Origin of the sequence: Paenarthrobacter sp. AMU7, assembly GCF_041200195.1 — a bacterium.
Lineage (GTDB): Bacteria > Actinomycetota > Actinomycetes > Actinomycetales > Micrococcaceae > Arthrobacter.
In genome coordinates, this window is sequence record NZ_CP165735.1 from 1,049,395 (window position 1) to 1,063,875 (window position 14,481).

Annotated in this window: 14 protein-coding genes and 1 tRNA gene; 8 read left to right on the forward strand and 7 right to left on the reverse strand. The window is 63.8% G+C overall.

Translation table 11 applies throughout. The features are described 5' to 3' along the window. Positions 1-134: 134 nt before the first annotated feature. Positions 135-1,088 (forward strand): Lrp/AsnC family transcriptional regulator, encoded by a 954-nt coding sequence (locus ABQM86_RS04955; protein WP_369746060.1) that lies wholly within the window; start codon positions 135-137, stop codon positions 1,086-1,088. Here ABQM86_RS04955 and ABQM86_RS04960 read toward each other — a convergent pair. After that, on the reverse strand, positions 1,072-2,520 hold the full coding sequence (locus ABQM86_RS04960) for an amidase (RefSeq protein WP_369746061.1): 1,449 nt from the start codon (positions 2,518-2,520) through the stop codon (positions 1,072-1,074). The two genes, ABQM86_RS04955 and ABQM86_RS04960, sit on opposite strands and share 17 nt — an antisense overlap. A 267-nt stretch (positions 2,521-2,787) precedes the next feature. Here ABQM86_RS04960 and ABQM86_RS04965 point away from each other — a divergent pair, with 267 nt between their 5' ends. From ABQM86_RS04965 to ABQM86_RS04975, 3 genes are read left to right on the forward strand one after another with little or no spacing between them, the layout of a single operon-like run. Next, positions 2,788-3,537 carry a DUF5058 family protein gene (locus tag ABQM86_RS04965; protein WP_280627970.1) on the forward strand — a complete coding sequence of 250 codons (750 nt, stop codon included), beginning with the start codon at positions 2,788-2,790 and terminating at the stop codon, positions 3,535-3,537. Positions 3,538-3,583: 46 nt separating this feature from the next. Then, the gene (locus tag ABQM86_RS04970; RefSeq protein WP_369746062.1) at positions 3,584-4,321 is read left to right on the forward strand and encodes a hypothetical protein; all 738 of its coding nucleotides are present in this window, start codon (positions 3,584-3,586) and stop codon (positions 4,319-4,321) included. A gap of 45 nt (positions 4,322-4,366) precedes the next feature. Next, positions 4,367-5,590 (forward strand): amidohydrolase, encoded by a 1,224-nt coding sequence (locus ABQM86_RS04975; RefSeq protein ID WP_207596357.1) that lies wholly within the window; start codon positions 4,367-4,369, stop codon positions 5,588-5,590. Positions 5,591-5,911: 321 nt separating this feature from the next. Here ABQM86_RS04975 and ABQM86_RS04980 read toward each other — a convergent pair. Beyond that, a tRNA-Thr gene (locus ABQM86_RS04980) sits at positions 5,912-5,984 on the reverse strand. Positions 5,985-6,200: 216 nt separating this feature from the next. Here ABQM86_RS04980 and ABQM86_RS04985 point away from each other — a divergent pair. Continuing rightward, positions 6,201-6,932: an HAD family hydrolase gene (locus tag ABQM86_RS04985; RefSeq protein ID WP_207596359.1), complete on the forward strand. Its 732-nt coding sequence runs from the start codon at positions 6,201-6,203 to the stop codon at positions 6,930-6,932. Here the strand turns inward: ABQM86_RS04985 and ABQM86_RS04990 are convergent. Genes ABQM86_RS04990 through tmk form a run of 3 tightly spaced genes read right to left on the reverse strand, consistent with a single transcriptional unit; the run spans position 6,929 to position 10,340 of the window. Further along, on the reverse strand, positions 6,929-8,524 hold the full coding sequence (locus ABQM86_RS04990) for an alpha/beta hydrolase (protein ID WP_337340387.1): 1,596 nt from the start codon (positions 8,522-8,524) through the stop codon (positions 6,929-6,931). The two genes, ABQM86_RS04985 and ABQM86_RS04990, sit on opposite strands and share 4 nt — an antisense overlap. An 8-nt stretch (positions 8,525-8,532) precedes the next feature. Next, positions 8,533-9,684 carry a DNA polymerase III subunit delta' gene (locus ABQM86_RS04995; RefSeq protein ID WP_369746063.1) on the reverse strand — a complete coding sequence of 384 codons (1,152 nt, stop codon included), beginning with the start codon at positions 9,682-9,684 and terminating at the stop codon, positions 8,533-8,535. Continuing rightward, positions 9,681-10,340, reverse strand: a complete 660-nt coding sequence (tmk, locus tag ABQM86_RS05000) for a dTMP kinase (RefSeq protein ID WP_337340385.1) — start codon at positions 10,338-10,340, stop codon at positions 9,681-9,683. The genes ABQM86_RS04995 and tmk overlap by 4 nt, the downstream gene beginning before the upstream one ends. An 82-nt stretch (positions 10,341-10,422) precedes the next feature. On the opposite strand from tmk, the gene ABQM86_RS05005 reads away from it, so the two are divergent. Together ABQM86_RS05005 and ABQM86_RS05010 are read left to right on the forward strand one after the other, a co-directional pair. Further along, complete coding sequence (locus ABQM86_RS05005; RefSeq protein ID WP_369746064.1) at positions 10,423-11,607, forward strand: PLP-dependent aspartate aminotransferase family protein; 1,185 nt, start codon at positions 10,423-10,425, stop codon at positions 11,605-11,607. A 10-nt stretch (positions 11,608-11,617) separates the two neighbouring features. Further along, positions 11,618-11,959, forward strand: coding sequence for a DUF2516 family protein (locus tag ABQM86_RS05010; RefSeq protein ID WP_089593784.1), 342 nt, complete (start codon positions 11,618-11,620; stop codon positions 11,957-11,959). Positions 11,960-11,975: 16 nt separating this feature from the next. On the opposite strand, the gene ABQM86_RS05015 is transcribed toward ABQM86_RS05010, so the two are convergent. Beyond that, positions 11,976-12,809, reverse strand: coding sequence for a class I SAM-dependent methyltransferase (locus tag ABQM86_RS05015; RefSeq protein ID WP_280626841.1), 834 nt, complete (start codon positions 12,807-12,809; stop codon positions 11,976-11,978). A 70-nt stretch (positions 12,810-12,879) separates the two neighbouring features. Here ABQM86_RS05015 and ABQM86_RS05020 point away from each other — a divergent pair, with 70 nt between their 5' ends. Beyond that, positions 12,880-13,626 (forward strand): phosphoglyceromutase, encoded by a 747-nt coding sequence (locus tag ABQM86_RS05020; protein ID WP_207596368.1) that lies wholly within the window; start codon positions 12,880-12,882, stop codon positions 13,624-13,626. A gap of 77 nt (positions 13,627-13,703) precedes the next feature. On the opposite strand, the gene phoU is transcribed toward ABQM86_RS05020, so the two are convergent. Then, positions 13,704-14,357, reverse strand: coding sequence for a phosphate signaling complex protein PhoU (gene phoU / locus ABQM86_RS05025; RefSeq protein WP_207596369.1), 654 nt, complete (start codon positions 14,355-14,357; stop codon positions 13,704-13,706). Positions 14,358-14,481 lie beyond the last annotated feature (124 nt).

Here is a 14,481-nt window from a genome sequence, read left to right on the forward strand (position 1 = left end):
CTGGTGCCCCGTCCCCTCCTTGGGGGCGGGGCACCTGCCGTTAAGGCACGACGCCGGCATTCGCCGTCGTGACGTAACGCACCTCAGTCCGTGGTGGAATTGAGCAACCCCAGCGGACGGAGGACGGAGCTTGCATGGAGGTTTTTGACGCATTGGAGCGGCAGATCGTTGCCGCGCTCCAACTGGATCCGCGGTGCCCCTGGCGGAAGATGGCGGCGGTCCTTGGGGAAGCAGAACGAACTGTCGCGCGCCGGGGTTCACAGCTTGTGGAGTCCGGAGCTGTCGCTGTAGTGGGCATCCGGCCCCGGCCGTCCGTGGTGTTGGTGGAGATGAGATGCATGCCCGGCACTGTGCGGGCCGCGGCCCACGCACTGGGGCAGAGGCCGGATACCACCTTTGTCTACACCACCACGGGTACCGGAGACTGCGTGGCAGAGATCCTCACCGAGCCTGCACGCATGGCCGATGTCCTCTCTGACGAGTTGCCCGCCACCATCGGTCTGCGCGATTCCACCAGCTACCCCGTGTTGCGTTACTTCCGCACCATCCGGGGGTGGCGGCCGGAAATCCTCACCAGTGACAAGGCGGAGGCGCTCCGCTCCAGTCTCACCCCGGACTCCGGCATCCTGGTGCCGCGGCAGGATTTGAGCAGGCAGGACCACGAGCTCGTGGCTGCCCTCTGTGCCGATGGCCGGATGAGTTTTGAAGCGTTGGGCCGCCGGGTGGGTGTTTCTGAAGCAACAGCACGCCGCCGTACTGAGTGGCTGCTTGCCAATAACCAGGTTCACTTGCGCGCCATCGTTGAGCCGGCATCCTTTGGCTTGTATGTCGAGGCACTGCTCTGGATCCGGGCTTCTCCGCAGCACGTTGAACAGGTTGGCAAGAGCCTGGCGGAGCTGCCTACTGTCCGTTATGCGGCGGCGATCGCCGGTAATTACCAGATTATGGCCGATGTCACGGTGGAGGACATGGCAGACCTCTACCGCTTCATCACGGACTCGGAGTGGGCGCAGCATGCTGTCACTGTGGAAGTGTCCATCCTGCTGGACGCCCGAAAGCGTGGCGGGCGGGTTATGCGCGCACGGTAGTGATGGCCTCGCCTGCCGTAGAAAAAACAGGAGCGATCGCGGCGTAGCCGGTCTGCTGTTCGAAGGCACGGCCGTAGCGGAGCAACTGCATGTCCGTGTAGTGGTTGCCGGCGAGCTGCAAGCCGATGGGGAGCCCTGCGGAGCTGAAGCCTGCCGGGACGCTGAGCACGGGCAGCCCTGTGGCGGACAACAGGCAGGCTGAGCGCATCCAGTCGAGGTAGGTCTGTGAAAGAACACCCGCGATGTCCTGGGGGTACCGCAGTGCGGCGTCGAAGGGAAGGACCTGGGCGCAGGGGCTGGCAAAGAGGTCGTAGCGCCCAAAAAATGACTGCACGCTGCGTTCCAGGCGAGTGCGGGCTGCGGCTGTCTCGATCAGGTCGCGGGCGGTGAGGTCGAAACCTTTGTGGACGTTCCAGTGCACTTCCGGTTTGATAACGTCACCAGAGCGCTCCAGGATGGGACCCAGTCCTGCGGCGAAGTCCATGGCGCGGGTGTTGCCGAACACAAGGTCGGCTTCGCTGAAATCGGGGGTGGCTTCTTCCACGATCGCGCCGAGGCCTTCGAAGACCGCGAGTTGCCGTTCGAGATGCTCCAGGATTTCAGGGTCCACCGGCACCCCAATGCCAAAGTCCCGTGACCAGCCAATCCGGACCCCGCGCATATCGGCCTCGAGCCCAGCTCGGAAAACCTCCGGATCAAGGCCTTCCGGATGGGGCACTCGAGGGTCCTTGCCGGCCGTCACGGACATGAACAGGGCAATGTCCTCCACGCTGCGTGCCATGGGTCCGGTTCGGCCCAGCCACCCGTAGGCGTTGACGTCGGACGGCATGGGGATCACCGCCGTCGATGGCCTGAAACCCACCACATTGCAAAAGGAGGCCGGGATGCGGAGCGAGCCGCCCATGTCGCTGCCGTCGCCGATGCTCTGGACGCGGGAAGCGACGACGGCGGCCACCCCGCCGCTGCTGCCGCCGGCGCTGAGGGTGGGTGCGTACGGGTTGGTGGTGGTTCCGAAAAGGTCGTTGAACGTGTGGGATCCGGCGCCAAACTCGGGAACGTTCGACTTCCCGGTGCTGACAACCCCGGCCGCCTTCAGCCGGGCAATGATGAGGTCATCGGCGTCGGGCACAAAGTCGCGCAAGGCAAGCGAGCCCTGAGTGGTGCGCATCCCGGCGGTATTGTTCGTGTCTTTGTGGGTCATGGGCACGCCGTGCAGTGGCGGAAGGTCTGCCCCCGAAGCCGTCAGTTGGTCCGCGCGGTGCGCCAGGGCTTGGGCCCCTTCGGCGTCGAGAGTCACCACTGCGTTGATCACGGGGTTCACGTCCGCGATGCGCTCCAGGTGGTCGGCAAGGGCTTCGCGCGCAGAGATCTTCTTCTCCCGGATCGCTGCGGAAAGTTCGACGGCGGACAGCTCGCCGATGGTGTCAGGCATGGTGCTCCTTTGCTGGATGTCTACTGCTTGAAGTGTGCCCGGTCACACCTGACCGCGGAAGCCGGAACCCGAAGAAAGCAAGCCGTGACGGATTCAGCCAACATTCCGGCTGATTCCGTCAGCTATTGTGTGTGATCCGGCTCATAGTAAATGGTGTTGGTAACCCCATGGCCGATCTGGTTACTGGGTATGGATTTGCCCCACAACGCCACGGGCCGCACAGCGTCGTCCGGCCGCGGACTGGGGGGCTCACACCCGGAGGTTCCCATGCACCAACCCCTGGCACTGCAACCGTTCACCCCCACCGATTCGACCGACATCATGGCTATCGCCAACAATCCTGTCCTGTGGATCTGCGTGGCCGGTGTCTTCGGCGTGATCATCATCCAGTCCGTCATCTTCATGAAGGCTGCCCAACGCGCAGCGCCATCCGTAGAGATGAGTCCGCAGGACATCAAGACTTCGTTCCGTTCCGGTGCGGTCTCCGCCATCGGACCATCCCTGGCCGTATCACTCGTTGCCATCGCCCTGCTGGGCCTCTTCGGCGCCCCGGCTGTGCTTTCCAGGATTGGTTTGATCGGCTCTGCTGCGTACGACGTCTCTGCGGCCGGCATCGCCGCAGGCTCCATGGGCGCGAAGCTCGGCGACGCCAGCTACACGCAGAGTGTCTTCGCCGTCGCGTTCTTCGCCATGAGTATCGGCGGTGCCATGTGGATGCTCGCCACCCTGATCCTGACACCGCTGCTTCGCAAAGGTGATGCCAAGATCCGCTCCGTGAACCCTGCGGCCATGGCCATCGTCCCAGCGGCTGCCCTGATGGGAGCCTTCTCCTGCCTGGGCTTCACCGAACTCCCCAAGTCCGGCGTTCACGTTGTGTCCTTCCTTATCTCCGCGGCAGTCATGGGGTTGTGTCTGCTGCTGGCCAGGAAGCTCGGCAAGAGCTGGCTGCGCGAGTGGGGGCTCGGCTTCTCCATCGTCATCGGACTGGGCGCTGCCTACCTCGCCGTCGGCGCCTGATCCACACGTCCAGCCCCTGTCTGTGAGCACGAAAGGAACACCCCGTATGTCTTCCACTACTTCCGCTCCCATCACCACCAGCACCTCCGCCATGGCTGAGTTCGGCCGCACCACGTCCCGTTGGGGTCAGATCACCATGATCTTCGGACTGCTGGTCTCGGTAGCTGGTCCACTGTTTCTTGTCTTCGCCAGTGGCCTGGACATAGGCCCCGCACAGCTTTGGATCGCCTTTGCTGCGGTGGCCGCAACCTTCGGCATCATCTGGATCGTTGAGCCACTCACGTACTACCCGATCCTCGGGCCTGCCGCGATGTACCAGGCCTTCATGATCGGCAATATCTCCAACAAGCTCCTGCCGGCCGCTTTGATCGCACAAACCAATATCGGTGCCAAGCCGGGCAGCAAGCGCGCCGAGCTGGCCGCCGTGGTCGCCATCTGCGGTGCCGCGGCAGTCCACCTGATCTCGCTGGCGATCTTCGTGGGACTCCTGGGGAGCTGGCTGATCAGCGTCATCCCGCCGTCGGTGCTGCTGGTGACCCGCCTGTACGTGCTGCCCGCCGTTCTTGGCGCAGTGCTCGTGCAGGCCATCGTGTCCATGAAGCAGCCCCGCACCACAGTGTTTGCGCTGGTCGTCTCGGCCGTCGTCGTGTTTGTTGTGCTGCCCCTGGCGCCGTCGCTCGCCATGGTGTCAACCGCTATCGCCGTGCTGGGCACCATCCTGCTCGCATGGTTCTTCCGGGGTACGACCACCATCACCGAAGCGAAGCCGATCCACATCGAATAGCACTCTCCAGCACCCCGTCCCCACAATCACCAGGAAGACAGGCCCATGACCCACACCGCCACAGCCCTCCAGCTCGATGCCCAACAAACCGCCAAGCTTCACTCCCTGTACCGGCACCTCCACGCACATCCGGAACTGTCCATGCAGGAGTTCGCCACTGCTGAATTGATTGAGGAACAGTTGGACGGGCTCGGTTTCGAGCACTTCCGATGCGGCGGGACGGGCGTGGTGGGAATCCTGCGGAACGGTGAGGGTCCCGTGGTGGCGTTCCGTGCCGACTCGGATGGCCTTCCGATCGAGGAAGCCACCGGGCTCGACTACGCCAGCACCGATACCGGAACCCTCCCGGACGGCACAGTGGTCCCCGTTATGCACGGCTGCGGTCACGACACGCATGTAGCCAGCCTGCTTGGCGCCGCGGAGGTGCTGGCAGGGAATCCGGAGGCTTGGTCGGGAACGCTGGTGCTGATTTTCCAACCTGGCGAGGAAACTGCCGCCGGCGCGCTCGCCATGCTCGACGACGGACTGTGGGACAAGGCGCCGCGGCCGGAGGTGGTTTTCGGGCAGCACGTCATGCCCCGGCCTGTCGGCACTGTCGCGATTTCCAGCGGCCCGGTGGCTGCCATGGCAGATTCGCTGCGGGTCACCGTGTACGGCCAGCAGTCGCATGGCTCCCAGCCGCAGGACTCCATCGATCCCATCGTCATGGCCGCCCATATGGTCACGCGGCTCCAGGGGATAGTGTCCCGTGAGCTGGATCCGCGGAAGTCCGCCGTCGTCACCGTGGGGACCTTCCACGCGGGACTTAAGGAGAACATCATCCCGGCCTCGGCCGAGTTCACGCTCAACATCCGAACCTTCGACGACGACGTCCGCGGCCAGGTCCTCGCTGCCGTTCGCCGCATCATCGAGGCCGAGGCCGCTGCCTCGGGGGCGCCCGCACCGGACATCGAGGAGATGTACCGCTTCCCGCAGTGCTTCAACGATCCCGACGCCGTCCCTCCCGTCATCGAGGCACTGCGGCTGGCGTTGGGGGCTGAGGCAGTGGACATCACACCGCCGATGATGGGCAGCGAGGACTTCGGGCACCTGGGTACCGCGATCGGAGTGCCGTCGGTGTTCTGGATGTTCGGTGGCACGCCCGCCTCGGGGATTGAAGGTCCAGTGCCCGTCAACCATTCGCCGTTCTTCGCACCCGAGCTGGAAGGTTCTCTGGCCGGGGGAGTATCGGCCGCCGTCGCCGTGCTGATGTCCCGGCTGGGCAGCTGACTCCCGCGACCCACGTTCCGGGTTCCAGACAGTCCAGGGATCTGAACGGCCTGGAGCGTCCTAGGAGGGTGCCCATGGGGGAAATTGAAGATCCTTTGGGATTCGACCACGCTGATGACCTCTTCTTCGGTCATGGGCTCTGCAGCGCCTTCCCGAGGGGGGCTTCCCCGGGCGACAGGACCTGGACGGCACCGGCGCTCTCAAACATTTCGAGAATTTGGGGAAATGTTCGATATTTCCACCATAAAGCTGGGCGGCTCAGTCCCGGACTTAACAAACAAAAACCCCGCTGGTTCAACGAACCAGCGGGGTTTTTCTCTGAGCTTCCTATCAGAATCGAACTGATGACCTTTTCATTACGAGTGAAACGCTCTACCGACTGAGCTAAGGAAGCACCGCGCCAATCACCGGTTTCCCGGGCGATCACGCAAGACATAACTGTAGTAGAGGCACCGCATCCGGGTCAAAACGAGAGCGGTGGCGGCCGTTGCAGGGATGTTCACCCCAGCGTCGGGCCGGGTTCAGGCAGGCGTTTCCCTGCCGCCGGAAGCTGGGGAATCAACTGTGGCGAGGTACACCCGCCACACAGACAAGCCAAAGGAGCCGCTCAATGACCGGGGACGCATTGACCAGGGACGCCAGCCACACATCCAACCGGCTGAGGCTGGCGGTGGTGGACATGGTGGGCACCACCATCACCGATGATGGCCGCACGGAATTGGCCATGTCCCGGGCGCTGGCCGAGCACGGCATCGAACCCGGCAGCAGCAGATTCGAGAGCATGTTGGGCTATGCCCGGGACACCATGGGCTTTTCGAAAATGACCGTGTTCAGCCACCTTTTCGACGACGCAGAGGTGGCTGCCAGTGCCAACAAGGTCTTTGAGAAGGCGTACGACGAAATGATCGACGACGGCGGCGTCCGCGCCATTCCGGGCGCGGAGGACGCCATCCTGTGGATGCGTGAGTCCGGCATGCAGGTGTGCCTGGCCACGGGCTTTGGCCGGCACACGCAGAACATGGTGCTGGAATCTTTGGGATGGATGGGCCTGGCCGACCTCAGCCTGTGTCCTGCCGATGCCGGACGTGGCCGGCCTTACCCGGACATGATCCTGACTGCCGTGCTCGCCCTGGACCTTGACGACGTGCGCGAGGTAGCGGTGGTCGGCGATACGAGCTCGGACATGCTCTCAGGCATCCGCTCGGGCGCGTCCCTCATCGCCGGGGTGCTGACGGGCTCGCACTCCGAAGCGACGCTGCGAGCAGCCGGCGCCACCGTCGTGGTGGATTCCATTAAGCAACTACCGCTCTTGGTGGAAAAACGCGAAGCCAGGCACCTCTAGCACTTCAGGCCGTCCTGCGGCAGCTTGCCATCAACAAAGTACTCGTCGACGGCGGTGCTGACGCAGGAGTTCGAGCGGCCGTAGGCGGTGTGCCCCTCACCTTCCCAAGTGACCAGTGAGGCGTTTTCCAACTGCTTGCGCAGCGACTGGGACCACTCCAGGGGAGTGGCGGGGTCGCCGGTGGTGCCCACCACCACGATGGGAGCGGACCCGTTGTATTCAACAGGTGCAGGCGTGCGGGTGTTCTTGTACGGCCAGTCCTTGCAGTTGACTCCGCCGTAGGCAAAGAAGGAACCGAAGGTGGGGGAATCCTGGATCAGGCGGGCTTCCTCGGCCCGCATACCCACGGTGTCAGTGACCATGGGGTAGTCCAGGCAGTTGATGGCCTGGAACGCGAAGGCGGAGTTGGAGCTGTAGGTGCCGTTGGCCTCACGGTCGGCCCCAAGATCGGCAAGCCGCATCATCTGGGACACGTCCCCGGAGAAGGCGCTCTCCAGAGCCTGGGTCAGGGCGGGCCAGCTTTGGTCGTTGTACAGCGGCAGGATCAGTCCGTTGACGAAGTCATTGCTGGTCACCAAACGGCCGTCCTTGGCGGTCTGGGGATTCTGGTCCACGGCGTTGATGAGGTCCCTGATCTCCTGGACGCCGTTATCTACGGATCCGCTGAGGGGACACTGGTTCTGGCCCTGGCAGCTGGCTACGTAGGTGCGGATCGCCCGTTCGAAGGCCCGTGCTTGTCCGGCGGTCAGTTCCTCGTTGCTGATGGACGGATCCACGGCGCCGTCCAGGACCAGGCGGCCCACGTTGTCCGGGAAAAGTGCAGCATAAGTGGATCCAAGGAAGGTGCCGTAGGAGAAGCCCAAGTAGTTGAGCTTGGCGTCGTTGACCACGGCGCGAAGGACATCCAGGTCCTTGGCCGCGCTGACGGTATCAATCTGTCCCAGGACATCCCCGGTCTGCTCCAAGCACTGTTCAGCGAAGGCTTTGTTGAAGGCCAGTGCGGCTTCCAGTCCTTCGTCGGTGTTCTTCCGGAACACCTTTTCGCGGGCAGCATCACGTTCGGCGTCGGTCATGCACTTGACGGGAGCTGAGCGTTTCACGCCGCGGGGATCAAAGCCCACCAGATCGAAGTTGTTCTTCAGTTTTTCGGTGAAGTTGGTGTTGCCTGCATCCTTGATGTAATCCACCCCGGAGCCGCCGGGGCCACCGGGGTTGACCAGGATTGATCCCTGCTTGTTGCCGGTGCTGGGCAACTTGATGACGGAGAGCGTGATGTCGCCGGCCCCTGGGTTTGCGTAGTCCTTGGGCACCTGGACTTCGCCGCACTGGAAGCCATTTTCGCAGGAACTCCACTCCACCGGCTGCGAGTAGAACTTCTCCAGGCCCTTGGGGGCCGAGGCCGCTATTGAGGGATCCACGGTGCTGGTGGACGGCTTGGCCGTGGGTGCCGGCAGGAACGGCACAGTGCAGGCGCTCAGCACCAGTGCGGCAGCTACGGCAACACCAACAGCCACGAAGCCGCGACGGGCCCCACGCTGGGCGGACCGGTCCCTTGAAGGGGCACCGGCGGGCCGGTGGGGTGCGGACGTCATGGGTTCTCCTATTGCTGGATGAGGCTCGTGGCCATGGACTCGACCGCCAACAGGGGAGCCACGTTGGTGGTGGTGATTCGGACACGGGCTTTGTTGATGGCGTCCATCCGGGCCAGGGTGGTTTCCGGGGTTGAACTGCCGGCGTAGTCTTCCAGTTCGCTCTTGAGCTCAACGTTGACCAGTTCCACAGCGTTCCCCAACTGGATGATCAACACGTCCCTGTAGAAGGACAGCAGATCTGTCAGGGTACGGTCCAGGGAGTCGGTGATGGACCGCTTGGCCCGCCTTTTCTGGTCGTCCTCAAGTTGTCTGACCTGGCTGCGCATGGAGGGCGGCAACGTGCCGGACTCTGGGGCGCCGAGGCTTGCCAACAGGGCGATTTTCTCCGCCGCATCACGCTCGTCATTGGAGCTGTTGGCCTCTTCGGTGGCGATTTTCACCAGCTTCTCGGCCATCATCACCGCAGCAGTGACGCCGCGAAGGCCAAGGGGAATCCTTACCGTATCCAAGCGGCGTTGCCTGGCATCGGCGTCGCGTGCCAGCCGCCGGGCAATACCGATATGGCTTTGCGCAGCGCGTGCGGCGCGGTCAGCGAGTTGCCGTTCGACGCCGTCGCGCCTTACCAGGAGATCGGCGACGTCGGATGCCGGCGGAAGTCGAAGGCTTACCGGACGGCACCGGGAACGGATGGTGACCAGGACGTCGGCGGGGGAGGGGGCACACAACATCCATATGGTGCGGGGCGTGGGTTCCTCGATGGCCTTCAACAGCACGTTGGTGGTCCGCTCGGCCATGCGGTCTGCGTCCTCCACCACGATGATCCGCCACCGGCCAGTCGCCGGCCTGTCACCCGCTTTGGATACCAGTGCACGGGCCTCGTCAATGGTGATGGTGACTTTCTCGGTCCGCACAAATGTCACATCAGAGTGTGTCTCGCCGAGAATCGTGTGACAGGCCGCGCATTCACCGCAACCGCGAAGGGCGACGTCGTCCTGCTCGCAATTCAGCGCTGCCGCGAAGGCCTTGGCTGCATTGGAACGTCCGGATCCCGGCGGACCGGTGAACAGCCACGCATGGGTGAGGCCGGTTTCACCCTGCGCCGCCTGCTTCAATTGCGCTACGACGGGTGCCTGCCCTTGGAGGTCGTCCCAAACACTCACGGACGGTCGCCCGGAACGCGGTCACCCAGCAAAGATTCCACCCGTTCAAGGATCTGGGCGGCGAGGGTGTCAATGTCGGAATTGGCCGGCAGGACCAAGTAGCCCGACGGTGTGGCCTCGGCGAGTTCCAGGAAAGCATGGCGGATGGCGGCGTGGAAGGCATCAGGCTCGGACTCCAGCCTGTCCTCCGCGGCGTCCCCGGCAGTCCGCCGCCGGCGGCCATCGGAGGGGTCGACGTCGAGCAGTACGGTCAGGTCCGGGCGCAAGCCATCAGTGGCCCACTGGTTGAGCGTCAAGACTCCCTCGGCACCCAAACCGCGTCCAGCACCCTGATAGGCCACTGACGAGTCGATGTAGCGGTCAGTGATGACTACCGTTCCCTCAGCCAATGCAGGGCGGATCACCTGGCTCGCATGGGCGGCGCGGGCCGCAGCAAACATGAGCGCTTCCGTACGGGCATCGATGGTTCCGTGCCCATGGTCCAGGACCAGGGAACGCAATTTCTCGCCAATGGGGGTGCCGCCGGGTTCCCGTGTGTGCAGCACGGAAAATCCCCGCGACTGAAGGGCGTCAGAGAGCCGGGCGGCCTGCGTGGACTTGCCCGCTCCATCCCCGCCTTCGAAGGCGATAAAAAGACCTGGGCTCTGAATACTCACGCGTCTAGCCTACCGAGCTTCACTGACATCAAGACGCGTAACGCCTTTCATCCGCAGCCTTGCCCGCGGCTACGCTGAAACCATGAGCCTTTCCGATCAGCATGCCGCCGATTTGTCTCCGGAAACCGTTGTCGTTGCTGCAGGCCGCCCCGAACGGGCCCACGATGAGCCGGTGAATCCGCCTATCGTCCTGTCCTCCACCTATTTCGGCACAGGTTCATTAAGCGACGGGGACCGCGGCTACGGACGGTATGCCAACCCCACGTGGGACCCGTTCGAGGATGCACTCGCCAAGTTGGAAGGTGCCACCCTCCCGGGCCTGCTGTACGCCTCCGGCCTCGCGGCCGTCAGTTCCGCACTATCGCTGGTACCTGCAGGCGGCGTGGTTGTCATGCCGTCCCACAGCTACGCGGGGTCCTTGGTGATGGCCGCGGAGCTGGCAGAGAAGGGTTTCCTGGAGCTGCGCACTGTGGACATCACGGACACGGATGCCGTGAAGGCCCTCATCAGCCCGGAGAACGGCAAGAAAGCCGATCTCCTCTGGCTGGAGAGCCCCACCAACCCCATGCTAGGCATCGCCGATATCCGTGCACTGGCCGATGCCGCGCACGCAGTGGGCGCAATCGTGGTCACGGACAACACTTTCTCGACGCCGTTGGTGCAGCAACCGCTCAGCCTGGGATCCGACGTCGTGCTTCACTCGGTGACCAAGTACCTGGCCGGACATTCGGATGTGGTCCTTGGCGCCCTGGTGACATCCAATCCGGAGCTGCGCGCCACGCTTCTGCACCACCGCATCATCCATGGTGGCATCGCCGGACCGTTCGAAGCCTGGCTGGCTCTGCGCGGCCTCCGCACCCTCGCCCTGCGGATTGAACGCTCGCAGGCAACGGCTGCAACCCTCGCCGAACGCCTCAGCACCCACCCGCGGGTTGAAGCGATCCGCTATCCGGGCCTTCCCACAGATCCCGGACACGAGCGCGCCAAGGTGCAGATGAAGGGCTTCGGCTCCATCCTGTGCATCCAGATTGCCGGAGACGAACAGCGCAGCGGTGCTGACGCTGCGGACGAACTGGTCCGGGCGCTGCAGCTCTGGCTGCCCGCAACGTCGCTGGGTGGCGTCGAGTCACTGATTGAGCGCCGGCGCCGGCACACCGCTGAGCCGCTGAGCGTTCCGGAGAACCTGGTCCGGTTGAGTGTTGGAATCGAGAACGCGGAGGACCTCTGGTCCGACCTTGAGCAAGCGCTGAAGTCGCTGGACGGCTAGGCTAAAGGGCGTGGACGGAAAATTCTTGATCGCGATTGTCACCAATGCGGTGTACTTCATCCTTGGCCTGGTAGCCCTTGCCTTGGAAGTGTGGGCCTTCGCTGACTGCCTGCGCCACCGCCCGACGCTCTTCGTGGCCGCTTCCAAGCGGACCAAGACGTTCTGGACTGCGCTAACCGGCATTGCTTTCGCCATCGGGGCACTGACGGTCTTCACCGGCGGAAGCGGCTTGGGCCTCTTCGGCATCGCTGCAGTCACCGCGGCCTGCGTGTACCTTGCCGATGTCCGCCCCGCCCTGCGCGAGGCCGGCAGCGGCGGCAACCGCAACGTTGGCCCTTACGGTCCCTGGTAAGCACTTCCGGAAAGCGCTACTGGGGCGCCACAGCGTCCCACGCCACGGTCACTTCACCGAGGCGCCACCGCGCCGGCCCGTCGTGAAGCGGCCATCCGGCGTCGCGCAGTGAACGGCACATGCCTGTCCACCGCTGCCGGTTTCCGAACGACGCCAGAGGTGCCGCCTCCAGCCACGCCTTGTCCATCGCCTGCAGGAACGCGTGAACCGGTTCGCCGGGAACGTTCCTGTGAATAAGGGCTTTTGGCAGCCGCTCAGCGATTTCGGACGGCAGTTCGAAACTGCCGAACCGTACTGAAAAACTGAGGCTCAACGGGCGCTCGGAATCCAGGGCCACCCATGTCACCCGGCGGCCGATCTCATCACACGTGCCGTCAATGAACAGGCCTCCCGGCGCCAGCCGCGACTGCACCAGCCGCCAAATTCGGGCAACGTCGGCCTCCTCGTATTGGCGCAGCACATTGAAGGCGCGGACCAGCACCGGATTTCCGGGTACGGGAACCTCGAAGCCCCCAACGTGGAAGCTCAGCCCGGGCCGCTCCAATGCTTTGGCGGTCCTGACGCGTTCCGGTTCAATCTCGATCCCGCAGACGCGGACATCAGGCCGTACGGACTGCAGGCGTTCAAAAAGCTCGACGGCGGTGGTCGGCGAAGCGCCATACCCCAGGTCCACCACCAGGGGCTCGACGGCGGCGCGAAGCCGCCACGCCTGAGGCCCGGCAAGCCAACGGTCCAGGCGGCGCATGCGGTTGGGATTCGTGGTGCCGCGGGTGATGTTGCCGATCGGTTTGCCTGACAGGTTGCCGCCCCGACTGCGGGGAGAACCCACCCGTTCCGCTTTTTGCACCACGGCCCCCACTTTATCTCGCGCGGACGTAATGCCGGGCAGGCAATGGAGCCGCTCGGCTAGGATGAAAACCATGACTTACAAGCTGATTCTGCTGCGCCATGGCCACAGCGACTGGAACGCCAAGAACCTGTTCACCGGCTGGGTGGACGTAGACCTGAACGATCAAGGCCGCGAAGAAGCAGTCCGCGGTGGAGAGCTCCTCGTGGAGAACAACATCCTGCCGGACGTCCTCTACACCTCGCTCTTGAAGCGTGCCATCAACACCGCCAACATGGCACTGGACAAAGCCAACCGAGGCTGGATCCCGGTCAAGCGCGACTGGCGCCTGAACGAACGCCACTACGGCGCGCTGCAGGGCAAGGACAAGGCCCAGACCCTGGCCGAGTTCGGTGAAGAGCAGTTCATGGAATGGCGCCGCAGCTACGACACTCCGCCGCCGCCCCTGTCCGACGACAGCGAATTCTCCCAGGCACACGACGTCCGCTACAAGGATCTTGGTGACGCACTGCCGCGCACCGAGTGCCTCAAGGACGTCCTGGTACGCCTGCTCCCTTACTGGGAATCGGACATCAAGGAAGACCTCAAAGCCGGCAAGACCGTCCTGGTCACCGCGCACGGCAACTCCCTGCGTGCCCTCGTGAAGCACCTGGATGGCATCAGCGACGACGCCATCGCCGGGCTGAACATCCCCACGGGCATCCCGCTGGTCTATGAACTGGATGAGGACTTCCAGCCCATCAACCCCGGCGGAACCTACCTGGATCCCGACGCCGCAGCCCAGGCCATCCTCGCGGTAGCCAACCAGGGCAAAAAGTAGCGCCTGAGCACCACACGACGGCGGCCGGTCACCTGAGGTGACCGGCCGCCGTCGTTGTTTCTGCGGTATAGGAAGGGCTAGAAGCCTTCAGGCTGCCATTCACCCGTCACCAGGTAGGTGACCTTGCGGGCTACGGACACACCGTGATCAGCGAAGCGCTCGAAGTAGCGGCTGGCCAAGGCAACGTCCACGGTGGTGGACGGGCTCTCGCTCCACTCAGGGGCGGCGATGGCCTTGAAGACGCTGAGGTGGAGGTCGTCCACGGCGATGTTGATCTTGAGGATGTCGCGGGCGACCTCAAGGTCGCGGGTTTCAAGGAGCTCGATGACCTTGGAGGTGATCTCGATGTCGTGCTGCGCCATGGCCTTGAAGGTCTGGGTCAGCGGAGCAGGGATCACGGTGGCCGGGTAGCGGAGACGCGCCAGCTGGGCTACGTGTCGGGCCAGGTCACCCATGCGTTCCAGCGACGCACTCATGCGCAGCGAACCCACGATCATGCGGAGGTCGCTGGCCACAGGGCCCTGCAAGGCAAGGATGTCGATGGCACGCTCGTCGAGGCTGTTCTGCAGGAAATCGATCCGTGCATCCGCCGCGATGACGTCCTGGGCAAGGTCCACGTCGGCGCCTTCGAAGGACGTTGTGGCCTTCGTGATTGCTTCGTGAACCAGCTTGGAGATCTCGATGAGGTCGTCACCTACCTGGGTGAGCTCCTCCTGAAAAACCTTGCGCACTAAGGCGTCCTTTCTTTGGAAATCCGGTTCCCTGGATGCGGGCCGGACTTCAAAACCATTGGCAGTCCAACCAGTAACTGTGTCAGGAGCCAGTGAACTGTTCGGCACCTTTAGATGAACGTTA

What these genes read in the sequence shown, in the direction of transcription:
- ABQM86_RS04955 (WP_369746060.1), top strand. Translation starts at nt 135, where the DNA reads ATGGAGGTTTTTGACGCATTGGAGCGGCAGATCGTTGCCGCGCTCCAA.
- ABQM86_RS04960 (WP_369746061.1), bottom strand. Translation starts at nt 2,520, where the DNA reads ATGCCTGACACCATCGGCGAGCTGTCCGCCGTCGAACTTTCCGCAGCG.
- ABQM86_RS04965 (WP_280627970.1), top strand. Translation starts at nt 2,788, where the DNA reads ATGCACCAACCCCTGGCACTGCAACCGTTCACCCCCACCGATTCGACC.
- ABQM86_RS04970 (WP_369746062.1), top strand. Translation starts at nt 3,584, where the DNA reads ATGTCTTCCACTACTTCCGCTCCCATCACCACCAGCACCTCCGCCATG.
- ABQM86_RS04975 (WP_207596357.1), top strand. Translation starts at nt 4,367, where the DNA reads ATGACCCACACCGCCACAGCCCTCCAGCTCGATGCCCAACAAACCGCC.
- ABQM86_RS04985 (WP_207596359.1), top strand. Translation starts at nt 6,201, where the DNA reads ATGACCGGGGACGCATTGACCAGGGACGCCAGCCACACATCCAACCGG.
- ABQM86_RS04990 (WP_337340387.1), bottom strand. Translation starts at nt 8,524, where the DNA reads ATGACGTCCGCACCCCACCGGCCCGCCGGTGCCCCTTCAAGGGACCGG.
- ABQM86_RS05005 (WP_369746064.1), top strand. Translation starts at nt 10,423, where the DNA reads ATGAGCCTTTCCGATCAGCATGCCGCCGATTTGTCTCCGGAAACCGTT.
- ABQM86_RS05020 (WP_207596368.1), top strand. Translation starts at nt 12,880, where the DNA reads ATGACTTACAAGCTGATTCTGCTGCGCCATGGCCACAGCGACTGGAAC.